The 17,594-nt window shown below is 69.9% G+C and carries 18 protein-coding genes and 1 tRNA gene; 8 read left to right on the top strand and 11 right to left on the bottom strand.

The window, feature by feature from the left end:
• Positions 1–7: 7 nt before the first annotated feature.
• The 10 genes from CRP50_RS00770 to lipB all read right to left on the bottom strand — a co-directional run bounded on the left by CRP50_RS00770 (position 8) and on the right by lipB (position 8,142).
• Positions 8–673 carry a response regulator transcription factor gene (locus tag CRP50_RS00770; RefSeq protein WP_097277073.1) on the bottom strand — a complete coding sequence of 222 codons (666 nt, stop codon included), beginning with the start codon at positions 671–673 and terminating at the stop codon, positions 8–10.
• 8 nt (positions 674–681) lie between these two features.
• The gene (mnhG, locus tag CRP50_RS00765; RefSeq protein WP_097277072.1) at positions 682–1,071 is read right to left on the bottom strand and encodes a monovalent cation/H(+) antiporter subunit G; all 390 of its coding nucleotides are present in this window, start codon (positions 1,069–1,071) and stop codon (positions 682–684) included.
• Positions 1,068–1,373, bottom strand: a complete 306-nt coding sequence (locus CRP50_RS00760; RefSeq protein WP_176524966.1) for a monovalent cation/H+ antiporter complex subunit F — start codon at positions 1,371–1,373, stop codon at positions 1,068–1,070. Before CRP50_RS00760 ends, mnhG begins: the two co-directional genes overlap by 4 nt.
• On the bottom strand, positions 1,370–1,843 hold the full coding sequence (locus CRP50_RS00755; protein ID WP_097277071.1) for a Na+/H+ antiporter subunit E: 474 nt from the start codon (positions 1,841–1,843) through the stop codon (positions 1,370–1,372). Before CRP50_RS00755 ends, CRP50_RS00760 begins: the two co-directional genes overlap by 4 nt.
• Positions 1,840–3,351, bottom strand: coding sequence for a Na+/H+ antiporter subunit D (locus CRP50_RS00750; RefSeq protein ID WP_097277070.1), 1,512 nt, complete (start codon positions 3,349–3,351; stop codon positions 1,840–1,842). The genes CRP50_RS00755 and CRP50_RS00750 overlap by 4 nt, the downstream gene beginning before the upstream one ends.
• On the bottom strand, positions 3,348–3,701 hold the full coding sequence (locus CRP50_RS00745; RefSeq protein WP_097277069.1) for a Na+/H+ antiporter subunit C: 354 nt from the start codon (positions 3,699–3,701) through the stop codon (positions 3,348–3,350). The genes CRP50_RS00750 and CRP50_RS00745 overlap by 4 nt, the downstream gene beginning before the upstream one ends.
• 4 nt (positions 3,702–3,705) lie before the next feature.
• Complete coding sequence (gene mbhE, locus CRP50_RS00740; protein ID WP_245913322.1) at positions 3,706–6,432, bottom strand: hydrogen gas-evolving membrane-bound hydrogenase subunit E; 2,727 nt, start codon at positions 6,430–6,432, stop codon at positions 3,706–3,708.
• Positions 6,433–6,750: 318 nt separating this feature from the next.
• Positions 6,751–6,978, bottom strand: coding sequence for a hypothetical protein (locus CRP50_RS00735; protein WP_097277067.1), 228 nt, complete (start codon positions 6,976–6,978; stop codon positions 6,751–6,753).
• A gap of 120 nt (positions 6,979–7,098) precedes the next feature.
• On the bottom strand, positions 7,099–7,308 hold the full coding sequence (locus CRP50_RS00730) for a cold-shock protein (RefSeq protein ID WP_097277066.1): 210 nt from the start codon (positions 7,306–7,308) through the stop codon (positions 7,099–7,101).
• Positions 7,309–7,485: 177 nt separating this feature from the next.
• Complete coding sequence (lipB, locus tag CRP50_RS00725) at positions 7,486–8,142, bottom strand: lipoyl(octanoyl) transferase LipB (protein WP_097277065.1); 657 nt, start codon at positions 8,140–8,142, stop codon at positions 7,486–7,488.
• Positions 8,143–8,266: 124 nt separating this feature from the next.
• On the opposite strand from lipB, the gene CRP50_RS00720 reads away from it, so the two are divergent.
• The 5 genes from CRP50_RS00720 to CRP50_RS00700 all read left to right on the top strand — a co-directional run bounded on the left by CRP50_RS00720 (position 8,267) and on the right by CRP50_RS00700 (position 12,225).
• Positions 8,267–8,353 (top strand) — tRNA-Leu (locus tag CRP50_RS00720).
• Between the two features lie 200 nt (positions 8,354–8,553).
• Positions 8,554–9,951 (top strand): magnesium transporter, encoded by a 1,398-nt coding sequence (gene mgtE, locus CRP50_RS00715; protein ID WP_245913321.1) that lies wholly within the window; start codon positions 8,554–8,556, stop codon positions 9,949–9,951.
• A gap of 14 nt (positions 9,952–9,965) precedes the next feature.
• Positions 9,966–11,210: a DUF2157 domain-containing protein gene (locus tag CRP50_RS00710; RefSeq protein ID WP_097277063.1), complete on the top strand. Its 1,245-nt coding sequence runs from the start codon at positions 9,966–9,968 to the stop codon at positions 11,208–11,210.
• Positions 11,207–11,785 carry a GDYXXLXY domain-containing protein gene (locus tag CRP50_RS00705; protein WP_097277062.1) on the top strand — a complete coding sequence of 193 codons (579 nt, stop codon included), beginning with the start codon at positions 11,207–11,209 and terminating at the stop codon, positions 11,783–11,785. Before CRP50_RS00710 ends, CRP50_RS00705 begins: the two co-directional genes overlap by 4 nt.
• Before the next feature lie 47 nt (positions 11,786–11,832).
• Entirely contained in the window at positions 11,833–12,225 is a 393-nt protein-coding gene (locus CRP50_RS00700; RefSeq protein ID WP_097277061.1) for a MerR family transcriptional regulator, read from the top strand.
• 7 nt (positions 12,226–12,232) lie between these two features.
• Here CRP50_RS00700 and CRP50_RS00695 read toward each other — a convergent pair whose 3' ends face one another.
• Positions 12,233–14,971 carry a PAS domain S-box protein gene (locus CRP50_RS00695; RefSeq protein ID WP_097277060.1) on the bottom strand — a complete coding sequence of 913 codons (2,739 nt, stop codon included), beginning with the start codon at positions 14,969–14,971 and terminating at the stop codon, positions 12,233–12,235.
• Between the two features lie 282 nt (positions 14,972–15,253).
• Between CRP50_RS00695 and CRP50_RS00690 the strand changes: the two genes are divergently transcribed.
• The 3 genes from CRP50_RS00690 to CRP50_RS00680 all read left to right on the top strand — a co-directional run bounded on the left by CRP50_RS00690 (position 15,254) and on the right by CRP50_RS00680 (position 17,591).
• Positions 15,254–15,754 carry a bacteriohemerythrin gene (locus tag CRP50_RS00690; RefSeq protein WP_097277059.1) on the top strand — a complete coding sequence of 167 codons (501 nt, stop codon included), beginning with the start codon at positions 15,254–15,256 and terminating at the stop codon, positions 15,752–15,754.
• Between the two features lie 95 nt (positions 15,755–15,849).
• Complete coding sequence (locus CRP50_RS00685; protein WP_097277058.1) at positions 15,850–16,641, top strand: protein phosphatase CheZ; 792 nt, start codon at positions 15,850–15,852, stop codon at positions 16,639–16,641.
• Between the two features lie 98 nt (positions 16,642–16,739).
• Positions 16,740–17,591 carry a Ku protein gene (locus tag CRP50_RS00680; protein ID WP_097277057.1) on the top strand — a complete coding sequence of 284 codons (852 nt, stop codon included), beginning with the start codon at positions 16,740–16,742 and terminating at the stop codon, positions 17,589–17,591.
• Positions 17,592–17,594: the final 3 nt, after the last annotated feature.

Here is a 17,594-nt window from a genome sequence, read left to right as displayed (position 1 = left end):
TCCGGCGTCAGGCGTTGGGCAGGGCCAGGCGATAGCCCTGGCCGCGCACGGTCTGGATGATGTTCACCGGCAGCTTGCGGCGGATGCGGCTCAGCAGCACGTCGACCACGTTGCTCTCGCGGTTGACGGCGTGGTCGTAGACGTGGGCCATGAGCGTCGAGCGGCTGATGACCCGCCCCTGGTGATGCATCATGTAGCTGAGGATGCGGAATTCCTGCGCCGTCAGGTGCAGCGGCTGGCCGTTGGCGGTCACCCGCCCGCCGGCGGTATCCAGCACCACCGGGCCGCAGCTGAGGGTCGAGCTGGCATGGCCGGCGGCGCGACGGATGAGGGCGCGCAGGCGCACCACCACTTCCTCGGCCTCGAAGGGCTTGGTGAGGTAGTCGTCGGCGCCGGCGGCGAAGCCGGCCATCTTCTCGCTGAAGCGGCTGCGCGCCGTCAGGATCAGCACCGGCACGGCGATGCCCTCCTCGCGCCAGCGCTTCAGCACGCTGATGCCGTCGTGGCCGGGCAGCCCGAGGTCGAGCACCACGGCGTCCCACGTCTCGGTCAGGCCGAGCTTCTCGGCCAGCCAGCCGTCGTCGCAGCCTTCCACCACGAAGCCGGCGCCGCGCAGCGTCTGTTCCAGTTGCGCCCGCAGGAAGGCTTCGTCCTCGACAACCAATATGCGCATGGCGGTCCTCAGGTGTGCGGGCCATAGGGGGGCGCCGCGGGAGCGCGTGCGGGCGGCTCCTCGGGCGCGGCGGGGCGGTCGTGCTGCCATTCGTCCACCACGGTGTTGTGCCACAAGGGCACCCCGATGCGATAGGCGGCGCGGCCGATGAGGTGGGCGGCGATGGGGGCGGTGACCAGCAGGAAGGCGATGATGAGCACGACGCGCGTCGTCACCCCCGCCTCCCACTGGCTGACGGCGACGGCGGCCAGGATGAGGCCGCCGCCCAGCGTGCCGGCCTTGGTGGAGGCGTGCATGCGGATGAACACGTCGGGCAGGCGCACGACGCCGAGCGCCGCCACCAGGGCGAAGAAGCCGCCGGCCAGCAGCAGGGCGGCGACGATCAGGTCGGCGATCATGGCCGCCCCCGCTGCTCGGCGTAGCGGGCGAAGGCGATGGTGCCGAGGAAGGCGACCAGCGCCAGCGCCAGCGCGGCATCGAGGAACGACGCCTCGCGGTGGACCAGGGTCAAGAGGCCAATGACGCAGACCGCCAGCAGCGCCACGAGGTCGAGGCCGACGACGCGGTCGGGCAGGCTCGGCCCGCGGGCGATGCGCCACAGGGTGAGCAGGAAGGCCGCCGCCAGCATCAGCGCGCACAGCGTCGCGGCGACGGTGACCACGGGGCTGAGCCCGGCGGCGGTGGCGAGGGTGGTGATCATCGCATGGCCTCCAGCACCCGGCGCTCCATGCCGTCCTTGAGGTCGCGGCGGAGCATGTCGGGGTCGTCGATGAACATGGCGTGCACCCACAGCGTCCGCCGGTCGGCGGAGACGTCGAGGCTGAGGGTGCCCGGCGTCAGGGAGATGAGGTTGGCGGTCATGAGAATCTCGCCGTCGCTGCGGGCGTCGAGCGGCACGCCGACGATGCCCGGCCGGCTCAGGTGGCGCGGCGTCAGCACGTCCCACGCCACCTTGATGCTGGAGCGCGCGAGGTCGAACAGGAAGTAGCCGGCCAGCGCCAGCGCCCGCCACACCGCTCCGAAGTACCGCCCGCCGCCATAGAGCGGCCGGCTCGCCAGCAGGGCGAGGTAGCCGGCGACGAAGCCGGCGGCGAGGTTCACCAGGCTGAAGTCGCTCCACAGGAAGCCCCAGCCGACGGCGAGGCAGAGGTTGAGCATGAACAGGATCACGGCACGCCTCCCAGCACGGTGCGGACGTAGGCCTCGGGCGACAGCAGCTCGGCGGCGGAGCGGGCGGCGAGGTCGAGGAACGGCTGCGGCACCAGGCCGATGACCACCGTGATGGCCGCCAGCACCACCACCGGCGCCACCAGCAGCACGGTCTCCGACCGCGTCAGGCTGACGACGGCGGCGTCACCGTCGGGGTGCGGCTTCCAGAAGGCTTCCAGCCAGATCTTGCTCATGGAGAAGATGGTCAGGAGCCCGACCACCAGCGCCGTGGCGGCGATGGCCCAGCTTTCCACCTCCAGGCTCGCCTGCACCAGCACGAGCTTGGCCCAGAACCCCGACAGCGGCGGAATGCCGGCCAGCGACAGCGCCGGCACCAGGAACAGCACCGCCAGCCACGGCTTGGCGCGATAGAGCCCGCCGATGCGCTCCAGCTCGAACGAGCCGGTCAGGCGCTTCGCCACGCCGCTCACCAGGAACAGGTTGGCCTTCACGATGATGTGGTGGACCAGGTAGAACACGGCGCCGAGCAGCGCCAGCGGCGTGAACAGCGCCAGGCCCATCACCATGTAGCCGATCTGGCTGATGATGTGGAACGACAGGATCTTGCGCATCTGCGTCTGCGCCGCCGCGCCCAGCACGCCGGTCACCATGGTCAGGCCGGCGATCACCAGCAGCAGGCCGTGGGTGTAGTCGACGTCCTGGGTGAACACCAGGGTGAACAGGCGGATCAGGGCATAGACGCCGACCTTGGTCAGCAGCGCCGCGAAGATGGCCGACACCGCAACCGGCGGCGTGTGGTAGCTGGCCGGCAGCCAGAAGAACAGCGGGAAGACCGCCGCCTTGATGCCGAAGGCGCCGACGAACAGGATGGCGATGGTAGTGACCAGCGCCGGCGCCTCCACCGTCTTCAGGGCGCCGTGCAGGTCGGCCATGTTCAGTGTGCCGGTCAGGCCGTAGAGCAGGCCGACCGCCACCAGGAACATCACCGTCGCCACGAGGTTGAGGAAGACGTAGCGCAGGCCGCCGTCCAGCTGCTCGCGGTCGCCGCCGATGACCAGCAGACAGAACGAGGCGATGAGCATCACCTCGAACCAGACATACAGGTTGAACAGGTCGCCGGTCAGGAAGGCGCCGGTCACGCCGGCCAGCAGCACCAGATAGAGGGCATGCCAGCCGAGCCGCTCGCGGGCGCGGTCGATGTCGGCGCAGGCGTAGACGGCGACGGCGAGGCCCGAGACGGCGGTGATGACCACCATCACGGCCGCCAGCACGTCGGCCACCAGCGTGATGCCGAAGGGCGCGATCCAGCCGCCCATCTGCACCGCCAGCACGCCGTCGCGCCACACCGCCGCCATGAGCAGGCCGGACGCGACCACCATGGCGGCGCAGGTGAGCACCGAGGCCCAGCGCCCCGCCCCCGGTCCGGCGAAGCGGCCGGCGAAGAAGGCGACGACGGCGCCGAGGAACGGCAGCGCCAGCGGCAGGGTGAGGAGAACGGCGGCGCTCATCGCTTGCCCTCCGCCTCGGCCAGGGCGTCGACGTCGGCGGTCCCCAGGTCCTTATGGGCGCGATGAACCAGCGCCAGCGCGAAAGCGAACAGGCCGAAGCTGATGACGATGGCGGTCAGGATCAGCGCCTGCGGCAGGGCGTTGGCGACCTCGCCCACCGGCGCCGTCATGCCCTCGGGCACCAGCGGCGGCTTGCCGGCGGTCAGGCGCCCGGCGGCGAAGATCGCCAGGTTGGCGGCATTGCCGAGCAGCGCCAGCCCGAACAGCACGCGCACAAGCGAGCGGTCGAGCAGCAGCCACACGGCGGCGGCCGTCAGCAGTCCGGCGAGCAGGGCGAACAGGACGTCCACGGCCTCAGGCCTCCTCTTCCAGGGCGAACACGATGGCGAGCACGGCGCCGACCACCACCAGGAACACGCCGATGTCGAACACCAGCACGGTCGACAGCGGCAGGCCCTTGTCGCCGGTCGCCGGGTCGGCGCCGACGAACAGCCACAGGCCTTCGAACGGCAGCCCGCCCGCCACCATGCCGGCCATGCCGGCGGCGAGCGCGAGACCGAGGCCGCCGAGCGCGATCAGCCGCGGCGCCGCGCCCATGGCCCGGCGGGCGAGGCCGACGCCGTGGCCGATGGTCAGCAGCGCAAAGCCGGTGGCGGCGATCAGGCCGGCGATGAAGCCGCCGCCCGGCGCGTTGTGGCCGCGCAGCAGCATGAACAGGGCGAACACCAGCAACAGGGCCGCGAGGCCGCGCGTCGCCGTGCGCAGGATCAAGCTGTCGGCCGGCAGCTTGGGCAGGATGCGGTCGTTGCGCAGCAGGGCGTAGGCGCCGAGCCCCGCCACCGCCACCACGGCGATCTCGCCGAAGGTATCCAGCGCCCGGAAGTCGACCAGGATGACGTTGACGATGTTGCGGCCATAGGCCTCGGGCCAGCTCGCCGCCTCGAAGAAGGCGGTGACGCGACGGTCGAAGGGCTCGGCCAGCACCGCCAGCAGCACCAGCGTCACCGTCAGGCCGGCGGCGCCGGCGATGAGGCCGTCGCGCAGGCGGGTCGGCAGCGGCCGGGCCGGCAGGCTGGTCAGCTCCGGCAGGCGCAGCAGGGCGACCGCCAGCAGCAGCACCACCAGCGTCTCCACCAGGAACTGGGTGGTCGCCACGTCCACCGCGCCGTGCATGAGGAACAGCAGCGCGACCGCCGTGCCCACCATGCCGAGCCCGCCGATGGCGGCGAGGCGCGAGCGCGTCATGACCACCAGCAGCGTCCCCGCCGCCGCCACCGCCACCGCCGCGAGGCCGAGCACGTCGGGCGCGGGGGAGCCGGCCGGCATCACCACGCCGCCGCCCGCAACCAGCGTCGCCAGGGCGAGGGCGGCGACGGTGCCGACGGTGGTCGCCATGTAGACGCGCGGCCGGCCGCTCTGCAGCAGGTCCGTCTGCCAGGCGGCGAGGCGCTTGAAGCCGGCCAGGGCGCCGTCGTAGGCGGCGTCGCCCGTGGTCGGCAGCCGCGCGGTCACGGCGTCCAGGGCGGCGATGACGGGGCGGCGCAGCACGTAGAGCGCGATGCCGAGGGTGAAGGTGGCGAGGCCGAGCATGAGCGGCACGTTGATGCCGTGCCACAGCTTCAGCTTCACCTCCGCCGGGCCGCCGAGCACGGCCGTCACCGCCGGCTGCACCAGGGTGCCCGAGATCAGCCCCGGCGCCAGCCCGAAGGCGAGGCCGAGCCCGGCCAGCAGCAGCGGCCCGACCAGCATGCCGGCCGGCGGGTCGTGCGGATGGGCGGCGACGGCGCGACGCTCGCGCCCGAGGAAGGGGCCGATGGCCACCATGCCCGCCACCGCCACCATGCAGGCGCTGGCGAGCACCAGCCCGGCGGCGGCGACGCCCGGCATGGCGGTGAGGGCGAGCGCGCCCTCGTACTTCAGTTCCTTGCCGATGAAGCCGAGGAACGGCGGAAAGCCGCCCATGGACATGGCCGCCAGCGCCGCCGCCGCCGCCGTCAGCGGCATGGCGCGCAGGAGGCCGCCGAGCAGCCGCTTGTCGCGCGTGCCGGCCTCGTGGTCGAGGATGCCGACCACCATGAACAACGTCGCCTTGTAGAGGGCGTGCACCACCAGGAAGGTCATGGCGGCGGCGATGCTGATGGGCTCCGACCCCGCCAGCAGCAGCGTCAGCGTGCCCAGCGCCATGACGGTGGTCCACGCCAGCATCTGCTTCAGGTCGGTCTGCCGCACCGCCCACAGGGCGCCGACGACGGCGGTGACGGCACCGGCCAGCGTCAGGCTCCACACCCAGATCTCGCTGCCGCCGAGGCTCGGCGACAAGCGGGCGAGCAGGTAGATGCCGGCCTTCACCATGGTCGCCGAATGCAGGTAGGCCGACACCGGCGTCGGCGCGCTCATGGCGTTGGGCAGCCAGAAGTGGAAGGGGAACTGCGCCGACTTGGTGAAGCAGCCGATCAGCACCAGCACCGTGATCCCCGGCAGCAGCGCCGAGGCCTGCACCACCGCCGGGTCCATCTGCGACAGCCGCAGGGTGCCCGTCTCCTGCCCCAGCAGCAGCAGGCCGGCCAGCAGCGCGAGGCCGCCGGCGCCGGTGAGCAGCAGGGCCTGCAGGGCGTTGCGGCGGCTCTTCGGGTCGTCGTGGGTGAAGCCGATGAGCAGGAACGACGTGACCGTCGTCAGTTCCCAGAACACGAACAGCGCGATGGCGTCGTCGGCCGTCACCAGGCCGAGCATGGACACCATGAAGAGCGTCAGATAGAGGAAGAACCGCCCGATGCGCGGATGGTCGGCCAGGTAGACGCCGGAATAGAGCATGACGGCGGCGCCGATGCCGGTGACCAGCAGGGCGAACAGCAGCGCCAGCCCGTCGATGCGGAAGGCGAAGGAAATGCCGAGCTGCGGCGCCCAGGCGAGGCTCCACTCGAAGGCCTCGCCGGCGGCGACGCCGGGCAGCAGCAGCGAAAACGCCAGCGCCGCCAGCGCCGGCGGCAGCGCGAACAGCGCGCCGAGCCACGCCGGCGCCTTGTACCCGCCCGGCGTGACCGCCACCTGCCCTGCCGCCTGAACCGTTCCGTCAGCCACGCCTCACCTCTCGTGCCTTGGGGTCTCCGGGACGAGGTGGGCGCCCGTCATGAATGGTTCATGACGGCGTCATTCATGAAGAGTTCATTTGTGGGGACGGCGCTACGCCCCCACGGCCCCCGCCCGCTGACCTTCGATGCCCGGCCCGGCGACCGAGCATGCCGAAATTATAATGGAACAGGGGACATTGTCATGGATGGACTTGATCATGGCGGCGGCCGCCACGGCTTCCGACCGGGGAGCCGTGGATGCCCGGCATGACACCGTATTGGCAAGACAGAGAAAGTTGTCACGCCCGGCCGCCGCCCGGCCGGCCGGTCATTTCCCCGAGCGGGCGATGGACTTGATGGCGCCGCGGGACTTGCCCGACATGCGCTGGATTTCCTTGTCCTGCTCCTCGATCACCGCGCGGGCCGGCTCGTCGCCGTCGAGGCCGCCGAGGATCTCCGACGGGACGCGGCGGTTGGACGTGCGGAAGCCGTCTTCATAGAAGACGTCGAACAGCACGAACTCGGCTTCGGGCTGTTTCGATTTCTTTTTCGCCATGGCACAAACTCCTGTGGCCGGACACGGCGGGAAGCCATCGTCCGGCGGGCGTGCAGATTGATACGCGAATCGCTGAAAAAGCGAAGGGCGGCCGAAGCCGCCCTTGCCGTCGAAGGCGCCTTAGAGGGCCTTCAGGTTCACCGCGGCGGTCTTACCCTTGCGCGGGTCGTTCTGCAGCTCGTAGGACACGCGCTGGCCTTCATTCAGGGTCGACATGCCCGAACGCTCGACGGCCGAGATGTGCACGAACACGTCCGCGCCGCCCTCTTCCGGCTGAATGAAGCCGTAGCCCTTGGTGCCATTGAACCACTTGACGGTACCGGTAGCCATGATCGGTTCTCCCTTCTGGCTGTTTTGCCGCACGCCGGATTGCGTACGGCCGGAAGTCACTCGGGAGACGACCACGGTCGGACGTGCCGCGTCGGTCGGTAGACCCTAAGCAATTTCGTGCCCCAAGATGGGCCGGTCCGCGCTCGCTGGCAAGAGGGCCTTGCTGACAAATCCGTCTTAGGTATCGCAGGCGCGCACGCGGGTGGCCTCGAACACCTCGGAGAAGGCCGCTTTCAGGGCCATGTCGACCTCGTCCATGGTGGCCGTGATGCCGAGGTCCCACAGCGACGTGACGCCGTGATCGCGGATGCCGCAGGGCACGATTCCCTGAAAATGGGACAGGTCCGGCTCCACGTTGAGCGCGATTCCATGGAAGGTCACCCAGCGCCGCACCCGCACGCCGATGGCGGCGATCTTGTCCTCCCGCCCGTGGCCGCGGTCTACCCAGATGCCGACGCGGCCGTCGCGCCGCTCGCCCTTGACGGTGAACTGGGCCAGCGTGCGGATGATCCATTCCTCCAGGTCGTGGACGAAGCAGCGCACGTCGGCGCCGCGCTGCTTCAGGTCGAGCATGACGTAGCCGACCCGCTGGCCGGGGCCGTGGTAGGTGTACTGGCCGCCGCGGCCGGTCTGGTAGACGGGAAAGCGGTCGGGGGTCAGCAGGTCCGATGCGGTCGCGCTGGTGCCGGCGGTATAGAGCGGCGGATGTTCGAGCAGCCACACCAGTTCGGGCGCCGCCTCGTCGCGGATGGCGCGCACACGCTCCTCCATGACGGCCAGCGCCTCGGGGTAGTCGACGGGGGCGTCGCTGATGCGCCATTCGGGGTTCGGCATTTTTTTGTCCCTGTCTGAAAACATGTCCTTGATTTAGCCGGAACCGTCTGGTAAGTCACGCTTCCCACACGGCGAGGAGGCCAAAGACGCAAGTCGACGGCAGCCGAGCCTGGGTCTACCAGATGCGGTCGTGGCGGAATTGGTAGACGCGCAGCGTTGAGGTCGCTGTGGCCGAAAGGCCGTGGAAGTTCGAGTCTTCTCGACCGCACCATCCCAACCGGGGCCTTCGCGAAAGCGATGGCCCCGGTCGGCGTTTCGGGGGGTGGTAAAACCGCCGCCGAAGTGCTTTAACCGGAACCGGCGTGCCGGAGTGCGTGCACGACGGGAGGGATGGACGGCGCGAGGCGCGGTCCGGCTCCCGCCCTGCAGGCGCCCCGGGGGCATGAACCTCGCAACAGTTGGGGGACGTCCGTGGCGGAAACTCGGGTTCGCAGCCTGCCTCGCGAAGAGACCGGCCTGCCGGAGGAAATCTTCGGGCTGGATCCGGATTTCGTCGCCGAGATCGATCAGGCCCTGGAGGAAGAGCGGGACGAGATCGTGCGCGAACTCGTCGTGCCGCTGCATTACGCCGACACCGCCGATCTCATCGAAAGCCTGCACGGCGACCATCGCTCGCGGCTCATCGACCTGCTGCGGCCGGACTTCAACCCGGAAATCCTGCCCGAGCTGCCCGACGACATCCGCGACGAGATCATCGAGCGCTACGGCTTCGCCGACTTCGCCGCGCTGATCGAGGAACTGGATTCCGACGACGCCGTCTACATCCTCGACCGCATGGACGAGGCCGAGCAGGCCCACGTGCTCGCCCGCCTGCCGCTCGAAACCCGCACCATCGTCGAGCAGGGCCTCAACTACCCCGAATACACCGCCGGCCGCCTCATGCAGCGCGAGCTGGCCGCCGTGCCCGACTATTGGACGGTCGGCGAGGCCATCGACTACCTGCGCTCCAACGCCGTGCTGCCGGAGGACTTCTACGTCCTCTTCGTGGTCGACCCGCGCCACCGGCCGGTCGGCATCGTGCGGCTCAACCGCCTGCTGCGCGCCAAGCGGCCGGTGCGCCTGCGCGACATCATGTCGACCGAACTCGACATCATGAAGGTGGACATGGACCAGGAGGACGTCGCCTTCCTGTTCCGCCGCAAGGACCTGTTGTCGGCGCCGGTAGTCGACGCCTCCGGCCGGCTGGTCGGACGCATCACCATCGACGACATCGTCGACGTCATCGACGAGGAGGCGGAGGACGACATCCTGCGCCTCGCCGGTCTGTCGGAAAGCTCCATCTACGTCTCGACGTGGGAGACCATCAAGAGCCGCTTCACCTGGCTGTTCGTCAACCTAGGCACGGCGATCCTGGCGTCGCTGGTGATCGGCCTGTTCGAGAGCAGCCTGGAGCAGATCGTGGCGCTGGCCGTGCTCATGCCCATCGTCGCCAGCATGGGCGGCAACGCCGGCACCCAGACGCTGACCATCGCCGTGCGCGGCCTCGCCATGAAGGAACTGACGGCGTCCAATGCCATGCGCGTGGTCGGCAAGGAACTGGCGGTGGGCGCGGCCAACGGCATCGCCTTCGCGGTGTTGACCGGCGCCATCGCCTGGGCGTGGTTCGACCAGCCCATGATCGGCGCCGTCATCGCCATGGCCATGGTCATCAACCTGGTCATCGCCGCCCTGTCGGGCATCGCCATCCCGCTCGGCCTGGAGCGGTTGAAAATCGACCCGGCGGTCGCCTCTGCGGTGTTTCTCACCACGGTGACGGATGTGATAGGATTCCTCGCCTTCCTCGGGTTGGCGACCATCTTCCTTCTCTGACGGCCTCCTCCATCATGCCCTTCCAACGCCGGTACCTCGATCGCCTGGGTGAGGATCTCGACCGGTGGGTCGCGGCGGGCTACGTCGCCGCCGGCCAGCGCGAGGTCATCCTGGCCGACGCCGCCGCCCACGGGCCGCAGCAGTCCAAGGCCCGCACCGCCGCCATGCTGGCGCTGCTCGGAGTGCTGCTGGTGGGGGCGGGCGCCGTGTCCTTCGTCGCCGCCAATTGGGAGCAGATGCCGCGTGCCCTGCGCCTCGTGGTGCTGTTCGCGTCCATGATCGCGGCCTTCGCCGGCGGTTGGTGGATGCTCGCCCGCGCCGGCCGGCCGCAGGCGGGGCAGGGGCTCATCCTGCTCGGCGTCATCCTGTTCGGGGTGGACATCCACCTCGTCGCCCAGACCTACCAGATCCAGGCCCACTACCCCAACGGCGTCCTGATGTGGGCCGGAGGCGCCTTGCTGGCGGCGGTGCTGGTGCCCTCGGCGCCGTCCCTGGCGCTCGCCTTCGCGCTCATCGGCCTGTGGAGCTGGCAGGAGATCTTCTTCGACGACGTGCGGCTGCACCTGCCCTTCCTGCCGGTGTGGGCGCTGGCCATGGCGGCGGCGGTGGGCTTCCGCTGGGACCGCTGCCTCGCCTTCGGCGTGGTGGTCTTCGCCGGCTGGTACGGCCTCAGCGGCCTCGCCCTGCTGGCCCGCCTGGAAGACATCGACCCGTCCGACGCGGCGGCCCTGCTGGCGGTGCTGCCGCTCGCCCTGTGGGTGGGCGGCGAGAAGGTGCCGCGGGTCGGGGCCCTGCTGCACGCCCTCGGCCTGATCGGCAGCATCCTGGCCGCGGCCGTCGTGACCTCGCCCGACACCGGCGGCGGCGCGCCGGTCTACGCCCTGGCCTCCGGCGGCCTCGGCGTGGCGGCGGTGGTCGCCGCCTGGGCCTGGGCGCGGCCCACGCCGCTGCGCCTGTGGCTGGCGCTGGCCGTGGCGCTGCTGGCCCCGCTGCGCCTCGCCCTCGAGCTGTGGGCGCCGGCCGGGTTGGTGGAGTGGGGTCTGGTGGTCGCCTTCCTCGGCATCGTCATCACGCTGGCCGTGCTCGGCGGGCGGGAGGGCAGCCCGCTGACGCGGCGCGTCGCCTATACGGCCTTCGGGCTCGACATCCTGGCGCTCTACATGGGCGGCACCATGTCGCTGCTGTCGCTGTTCGTGTTCTTCACGGTGGTGGGCGCCGGCCTCGTGGTCTCAGCGTTGCGGCTGGAGAAACGGTCATGAGGCTGCCCTTGGGCGCGCGCATCGCGCTGGTGGTGGGGGTGATGCTGGCGGCGCTCGTCGCCATGGTGGTCCTGCGCCAGTGGCCGCTGCTGCATGGGCGTGAGGTGGTGCTGGCGACCGAGCCGGTCGACCCGCGCTCGCTGCTGCGCGGTGACTACGTGATCCTCACCTACCGCGCCTCGCGCCTGTCGACGGCCACCCTGCCGCTGCCCGAGGTGGCCGACGGCGACACGCTCTACGTCGAGCTTCGCGGCCCCGACCACCGCGGCCTGTGGCGCCCCGCGGCGGCGACCACCGAGAAGCCGGACGGCGACGCCCCCTTCCTGCGTGGCACGGTGCGGGGTGTGTGGACCGATTTCGACGCCGCCTGCGGCACCGAAGGCTGCCGCACCATCTCGGTCGAGTACGGCATCGAGAGCTACTTCGTGCCCGAGAACAGCGGGCGGGACCTGGAAGACCTGGTGCGCGAGGGCGGCCGGCTCGCCGTCGCCGTGGCCATCGACGGCAGCGGGCGGGGCGTAATCGCGGGCCTCGTCATCGACGGTGAGCGGGTGACGCGCGAGGGGCTGTTGTGACCCCAGACGCGACTTGCTTTACGTTTACGTTCACGTAAACTAACCCCATGACCAGCGAGCGCACCTATTCCATCAGCGACCTGTCGCGCGAGTTCGACGTGACCGCGCGGGCCATCCGGTTCTACGAGGACAAGAACCTCATCGAACCCATGCGCGAGGGCCAGCGGCGCATCTACACCGCGCGCGACCGGGTGCGGCTGATGCTGATCCTTCGCGGCAAGCGGCTCGGCTTCTCGCTGTCGGAGATCAAGGACATCCTCGATCTCTACGACACCGACATGGGCGAGAGCCGGCAGCTGGAACTGCTGATGGCCAAGATCGGCGAGCGCCGCGACGCCCTGCAGGCGCACCGCCGCGACATCGACCTGACGCTGGCGGAACTGGACGACCTGGAACGCCAGTGCCGCAGCCACCTGCGCGACCGCGCCAAGGCCGGCTGACGGCGCTTCAGGCGCCGCTGCCGGCGGCGGCGCGGGTGGCCGGGGGGGCGTCGAGCACCAGGCAGCGCGGCGGGAAGTGCAGCGTCACCATGGTGCCCACCCCCGGCGACGAGGCGATGGCGAGGCTGCCGCCGTGCATTTCCACGAAGGCCTTGGTGAGCGGCAGGCCGAGGCCGGTGCCTTCGTACTTGCGCTGCAGGCTGCTGTCCACCTGCTGGAAGGGCGTCAGGGCGCGGGGGATGTCCTCGGGCCGCATGCCGATGCCGGTGTCGGCGATGCGGACGACGAGGCCGGCGCCGACGGGATCGCGCTTGGCCTTCAGGGTCACGCGGCCGCCTTCCGGCGTGAACTTCACCGCATTGGCGAGCAGGTTGATGAGGATCTGCTTCAGCCGCCGCGCCTCGCCCATGAGCAGCGGCAGGGTGTCGGGCATCTCCACCTGCAGCGTCAGCCCGGCGTCAGTGGCGCGCTGGCCGATGAGGCGCACGGCGCTGTCGATGACGGCCAGCAGGTCCACCGGCTCGGGGTGCAGGGCCATCTCGCCGGCTTCGATGCGCGAGACGTCGAGGATGTCGTTGATGACGTCGAGCAGGTGGCGGCCGCTTTCCAGGATGTTGGCGGCGTAGCCCTTGTATTGCACCGGTTCGACGCGGCCGAAGATCTCGTGGGCGATGACCTCGGAAAAACCGATGATGGCGTTGAGCGGCGTGCGCAGCTCGTGGCTCATGTTGGCGAGGAACTCGGTCTTGGCGCGGTTGGCCAGTTCCGCCTCTTCCTTGGTGCGCAACAGTTCGGCTTCCGCCGCGCGGCGATGGGTGACGTCGCCGATGGAGCCGGCCATGCGGTAGGGCTCGCCGTCGGGCCGGCGCAGCGCCATGCCGCGGTGGCGCACCCAGCGGGTGCGGCCGTCGACGGTGCCGACCAGGCGGTATTCGATGTTGAAGGTGGCGCCGCCGCCGCGCACGTGTTCGGTCATGGCCTTGACGTAGCCGCGCCGGTCGTCGGGATGAATGAGCGCCCGCCAGTCGTAGGGCCGCCGCACCAGCGCCGGGTCGACCCCCAGCACCTCGCGCATGTGGGGGCTGAAGAACAGGCGGTCGCTCTCCATGTCCCAGTCCCAGATGGCCTCGTTGGAGCCGGCGATGGCGAGCGCGTAGCGTTCCTCCGACAGGCGGAGCGCCTTTTCGGCCTCCTTGCGGTCGGTGATGTCGCGCACGACGCCGGTGAACAGCCGCCGGCTGCCGAGGTCCAGTTCGGTGACCGCGAGGTCGATGGGGAACACGGTGCCGTCCTTGCGCCGGCCCTGTTCCTCGCGGCCGATGCCGATGATGCGCTTGCGCCCCGTCGCGGCGTAGTTCCGCATGTAGGCGTCGTGCCGGTCGGCGTGGTCGGAGGCCATGAGCTGCGCCACGTTGCGCCCCACCACCTCGGCCGCGGCATAGCCGAAGATGCGCTCGGCCGCCGGGTTGAAGCTTTCGATGCGGCCGCGGTCGTCGATGGTGATGATGCCGTCGACCACCGAGTTCATGATGCCTTCGAGCAGCCGCTGGCGGTCGGCGGCGGCCTCGTTGGACCGGCGGATCTCGGTGACGTCGCGCGCCACCAGCATGACGCCGCGCTGCCCGCTCTCGCTGAAGGGCATGACGGCGGCTTCCACCTCGGCCGTCTCGCCCTCGGGGCCGAGCAGGCGCAGCGGCAGCCAGTCGTCGTCGGTCAGGCCGCTCTCCAGCATGCCGATGGCGCGGTCGCGGCTTTCGGGATGGACGAATCCGAGGAAGTGGCGTCCGACCACGTCGTCCTCGGGCAGCGACAGCAGCAGGGCGCCGGCCGGGTTGATGAAGCGCACCAGCCCGTCGATGACGACGCAGATGAGGTCGGGCGCCATTTCCACCAACTGGCGATAGCGCGCCTCCGACACCGCCAGCGCCCGCTCCGCCCGCTTGCGCAGGGTAATGTCCGACTGGATACCGACGATGCCGCCGTCGGGCATGCGGGCCTCGCGCACCAGATGGCAGCGGCCGTCGGCGTATTCCACCTCGCGCGGGGCGGTGGGGGCGGCGTGGTCGGCGAGGCGGCCGGCGATCCAGCCTTCCGGGTCGGCGACGGCGGAGGCGACGAGGCCGCGGCCGACGGCCTCCCGGATCAGGGTCTCGAAGGGCACGCCCGGCCGCAGGATGTCCTCCATGCCGGGGAACAGGCTCATGTAATGGCCGTTGCACAGCACCAGGCGGTCGTCCGAATCGAACATGACGAAGCCTTCCGTCATGCTTTCCACCGCCTGGCCCAGCATGGCGCGGGCGGTGTGGGTGCGGGCCTCGCTCTCGCGCAGGCGCATTTCCCACCGGCGCAGGTCGGTGGTTTCCAGCGTGGTGGTGATGGTGGAGCCGTCGGCGGCGCGGGTTTCCTTGACGCGGGCGAAGCGTCCGTCGGCGAATTCCACCTCGAACGGCTGCCCCGGCGTGCGGCGGTGGGCGAGGCGGAGGGCCGGCCAGTCGTCGCGGCGGCCGTCGACGGCCACCACCGCCCGGCGCTCGGCCAGGGCCGCGACGAAGGTCGTAAACGCCATGCCGGGCACCAGCAGGTCGGCGACGGGCGGGCACAGATCGCGGTAGCGGGCGTTGCAGGCGACAAGGCGGTCGTGCCGGTCGTACAGGGCCACGCCCTCGTTCAGCGCATCCAGAACGTCCAGAAGGCGCGGCGTTCCGTCGCCTTCCGCGCCATCGTGGGGATCGCCGTCCTGCACCATAGACCTCGTTTCAGACCCGACCGTTCACCCGCGGCCGACCGGCGGCCCGTCCGGCCGGCAGTGCGAGTGTGCGCCCAGTCTTATTCGATAGCGACAAAAAAGCGTATCCTTCTTATACTTCCGGCGGAGCGAATGCCTTGCCCATAAGAACCGCCGTGGTGTATTCGTGGTGCCTGCTGCGGAGTGTCGGGACACCGCTTCCGCGGCCACGGGGAACGCTTCGCCGACCGGATTCGCAGAGACGATACCGCCGGCATCGCCGGTGGGGAGGGAGATCGCCGCATGGCGCTGATTAACTGGCAGGACTCCTACAGCGTCGGGGTCGACCTCATCGACACCGATCACAAGCTGCTGGTGAGCCTCATCAACCAGCTCGACGACGCCATGAATGAAGGCGGCGGGCGTGACACCGTCGGCAGCGTGCTGAACGTGCTGCTCGAGTACACCGAGACGCACTTCGGCCGCGAAGAGCTGCTGATGGAAAAGGGCGCCTACCCCGAACTGGCGCCCCACAAGCGCGAGCACGCCAAGCTCACCACCCAGGTGCGCGGCATCGTGGAACGCTGGCATGGCGGCGACGACGCCAGCCTGGACGGCGAGGTGCTGGAGTTCCTCAAGAACTGGCTGACCGGCCACATCCTCGGCGTCGACCGCAAGTACACGCCCTTCGTGCAGGGCCAGACGCTGACGCCCGAGGAACTGCTCGCCTGCATGAACCTCGACCTCGAGGGCCTCGACGGCGAAGAAGACGACGACCTCGACCGCGCCACCGGCGCGCGCTGAGGCGCAAGGGCGGCCGGCGCGGGTGCGCGACGGCCGACGGGGAAAGACGGATACCCGGAGCGATGGTTCGTCCCGGGCCAGGGGCAGGTGACACCATGAGCAAGAAGCTCTTCACGGCAGAACTGCGGCGCATGCAGCAGGCCGGCGCGGCGCCGGCCGACGGTGCGGCCGCTCCCGCCGGCGCGGCCTCGGCGGTCCCCGGCACGGCCATGGACGCCGAAGCCTTCCTGCAACTCAGCGAGCAGTTGAAGGCGCTCGACACCTTCGTGCGCGAACGCCTGGGCGACGAGGCCCACGAGCAGGCCAAGCAGGAAGCCGAGCGCGCCCGCGAGGCAGCCGAGATGTCGTCGCTGGAAAAGCAGCGCCAGGAAGTGGAACTCCTGAAGATGGAGATCCACGCGCTCGCCAACTGCATCCAGCAGACCAAGAAGGAAATCGCCGCCCTGCGGTCCAACGACAAGGACCACGACCGTCTGCTGGCGGTGGCGAGCGAGCTGGACGCCGTGGTCGGCTCCACCGAGGGCGCCACCGACTCCATCCTCAACGCCGCCGAAAAGATCGACGCCCTGGCCCAGGGTATCCAGGCACAGGAGCAGGACGGCTTCATCCGCCATCAGGCGGAGGAGATTTCCGAGCACATCCTGAACATCTTCGAAGCCTGCAACTTCCAGGACATCACCGGCCAGCGCATCACCAAGGTGGTGAACACGCTGAAGTTCGTGGAAGAGCGCGTCGAGCGCATGATCGAGATCTGGGGCCGCGACACCTTCGCCAACATCATCCCCGAAGACGCGGTGCCGCAGGACGAGGAAAAGCGCCTGCTCAACGGCCCGGCCCTGGAAAACAAGGGCATCAGCCAGGACGAGATCGACAAGCTGTTCGACTGACGGCGCGGCGGGACCGCGCGTCCCGCCCGAACGCCGGCCGCCTCCATCGCGTTTTGCGAGTCGTCGATCCTGTCGCGGCGCTCGGAGGCGCATCCCCCATGGCGGCTCGTCCCTACTGGAAAGGTCATATCCGGCTGGCCCTGGTGTCGTTCCCGGTGCGGCTCTACGCCGCCGTCACCGGCACGTCCAAGATCAGCCTGCACCGCTATCACCGCGACACCGGCGAGCGGGTGCGCAACCAGCTCACCGTGCCCGACCACGGCCCCATCGACAGCGACGAGGTGGTCATGGGGGCCGATGCCGACGGGTCCTTCGTGCCCATCGAGAAGGACGACATCGACCAGTTGAAGGTCGACTCCAAGCACACCATCGACCTGTCGCACTTCGTCGACGCATCCGACGTCGACGCCATCTACTACGACAAGCCCTACTTCGTGACGCCCGACGGCGACATCGCCAACGAGGCCTACGTCACCATCCGCGACGCCCTGCGCGGCGCCAAGAAGATGGCGCTCGGCCAGATCGTGCTGTCGGGCAAGGAGCACATCGTCGCCATCCGCCCCTGCGGCAAGGGCCTGCTGCTCGAAACCCTGCGCTATGCCGACGAGCTGCGCGAGGCCGAGGAGTACTTCGACGACGTCAAGGACGTGAAGCCCGACAAGGACCAGGTGAAGATGGCCCAGCAACTCATCGAGAGCCGCGCCGGCGCGTTCGAGCCGGAGACCTTCACCGACCACTACCAGGAGGCCCTGCGCGAACTGATCGAGGAGCGCATGCAGCGCCACGCCGGGCCGGTGGAGAAGGGCAAGGCCAAGCCCAAGGGCAAGGTCATCAACCTCATGGACGCGCTCAAGAAGTCCATCGCCGAGGACGAACCACCCAAGCCGGCGCCCAAGAGAAAGACCGCCAGCGGCGGCAGCAGCGGCGGCAGTCGCCGCAAGACGGGCTGACGG

Source organism: Caenispirillum bisanense, assembly GCF_900230255.1.
Taxonomy (GTDB): domain Bacteria; phylum Pseudomonadota; class Alphaproteobacteria; order Rhodospirillales; family Rhodospirillaceae; genus Caenispirillum; species Caenispirillum bisanense_A.
This window is presented reverse-complemented; position numbering and strand designations above follow the sequence as displayed.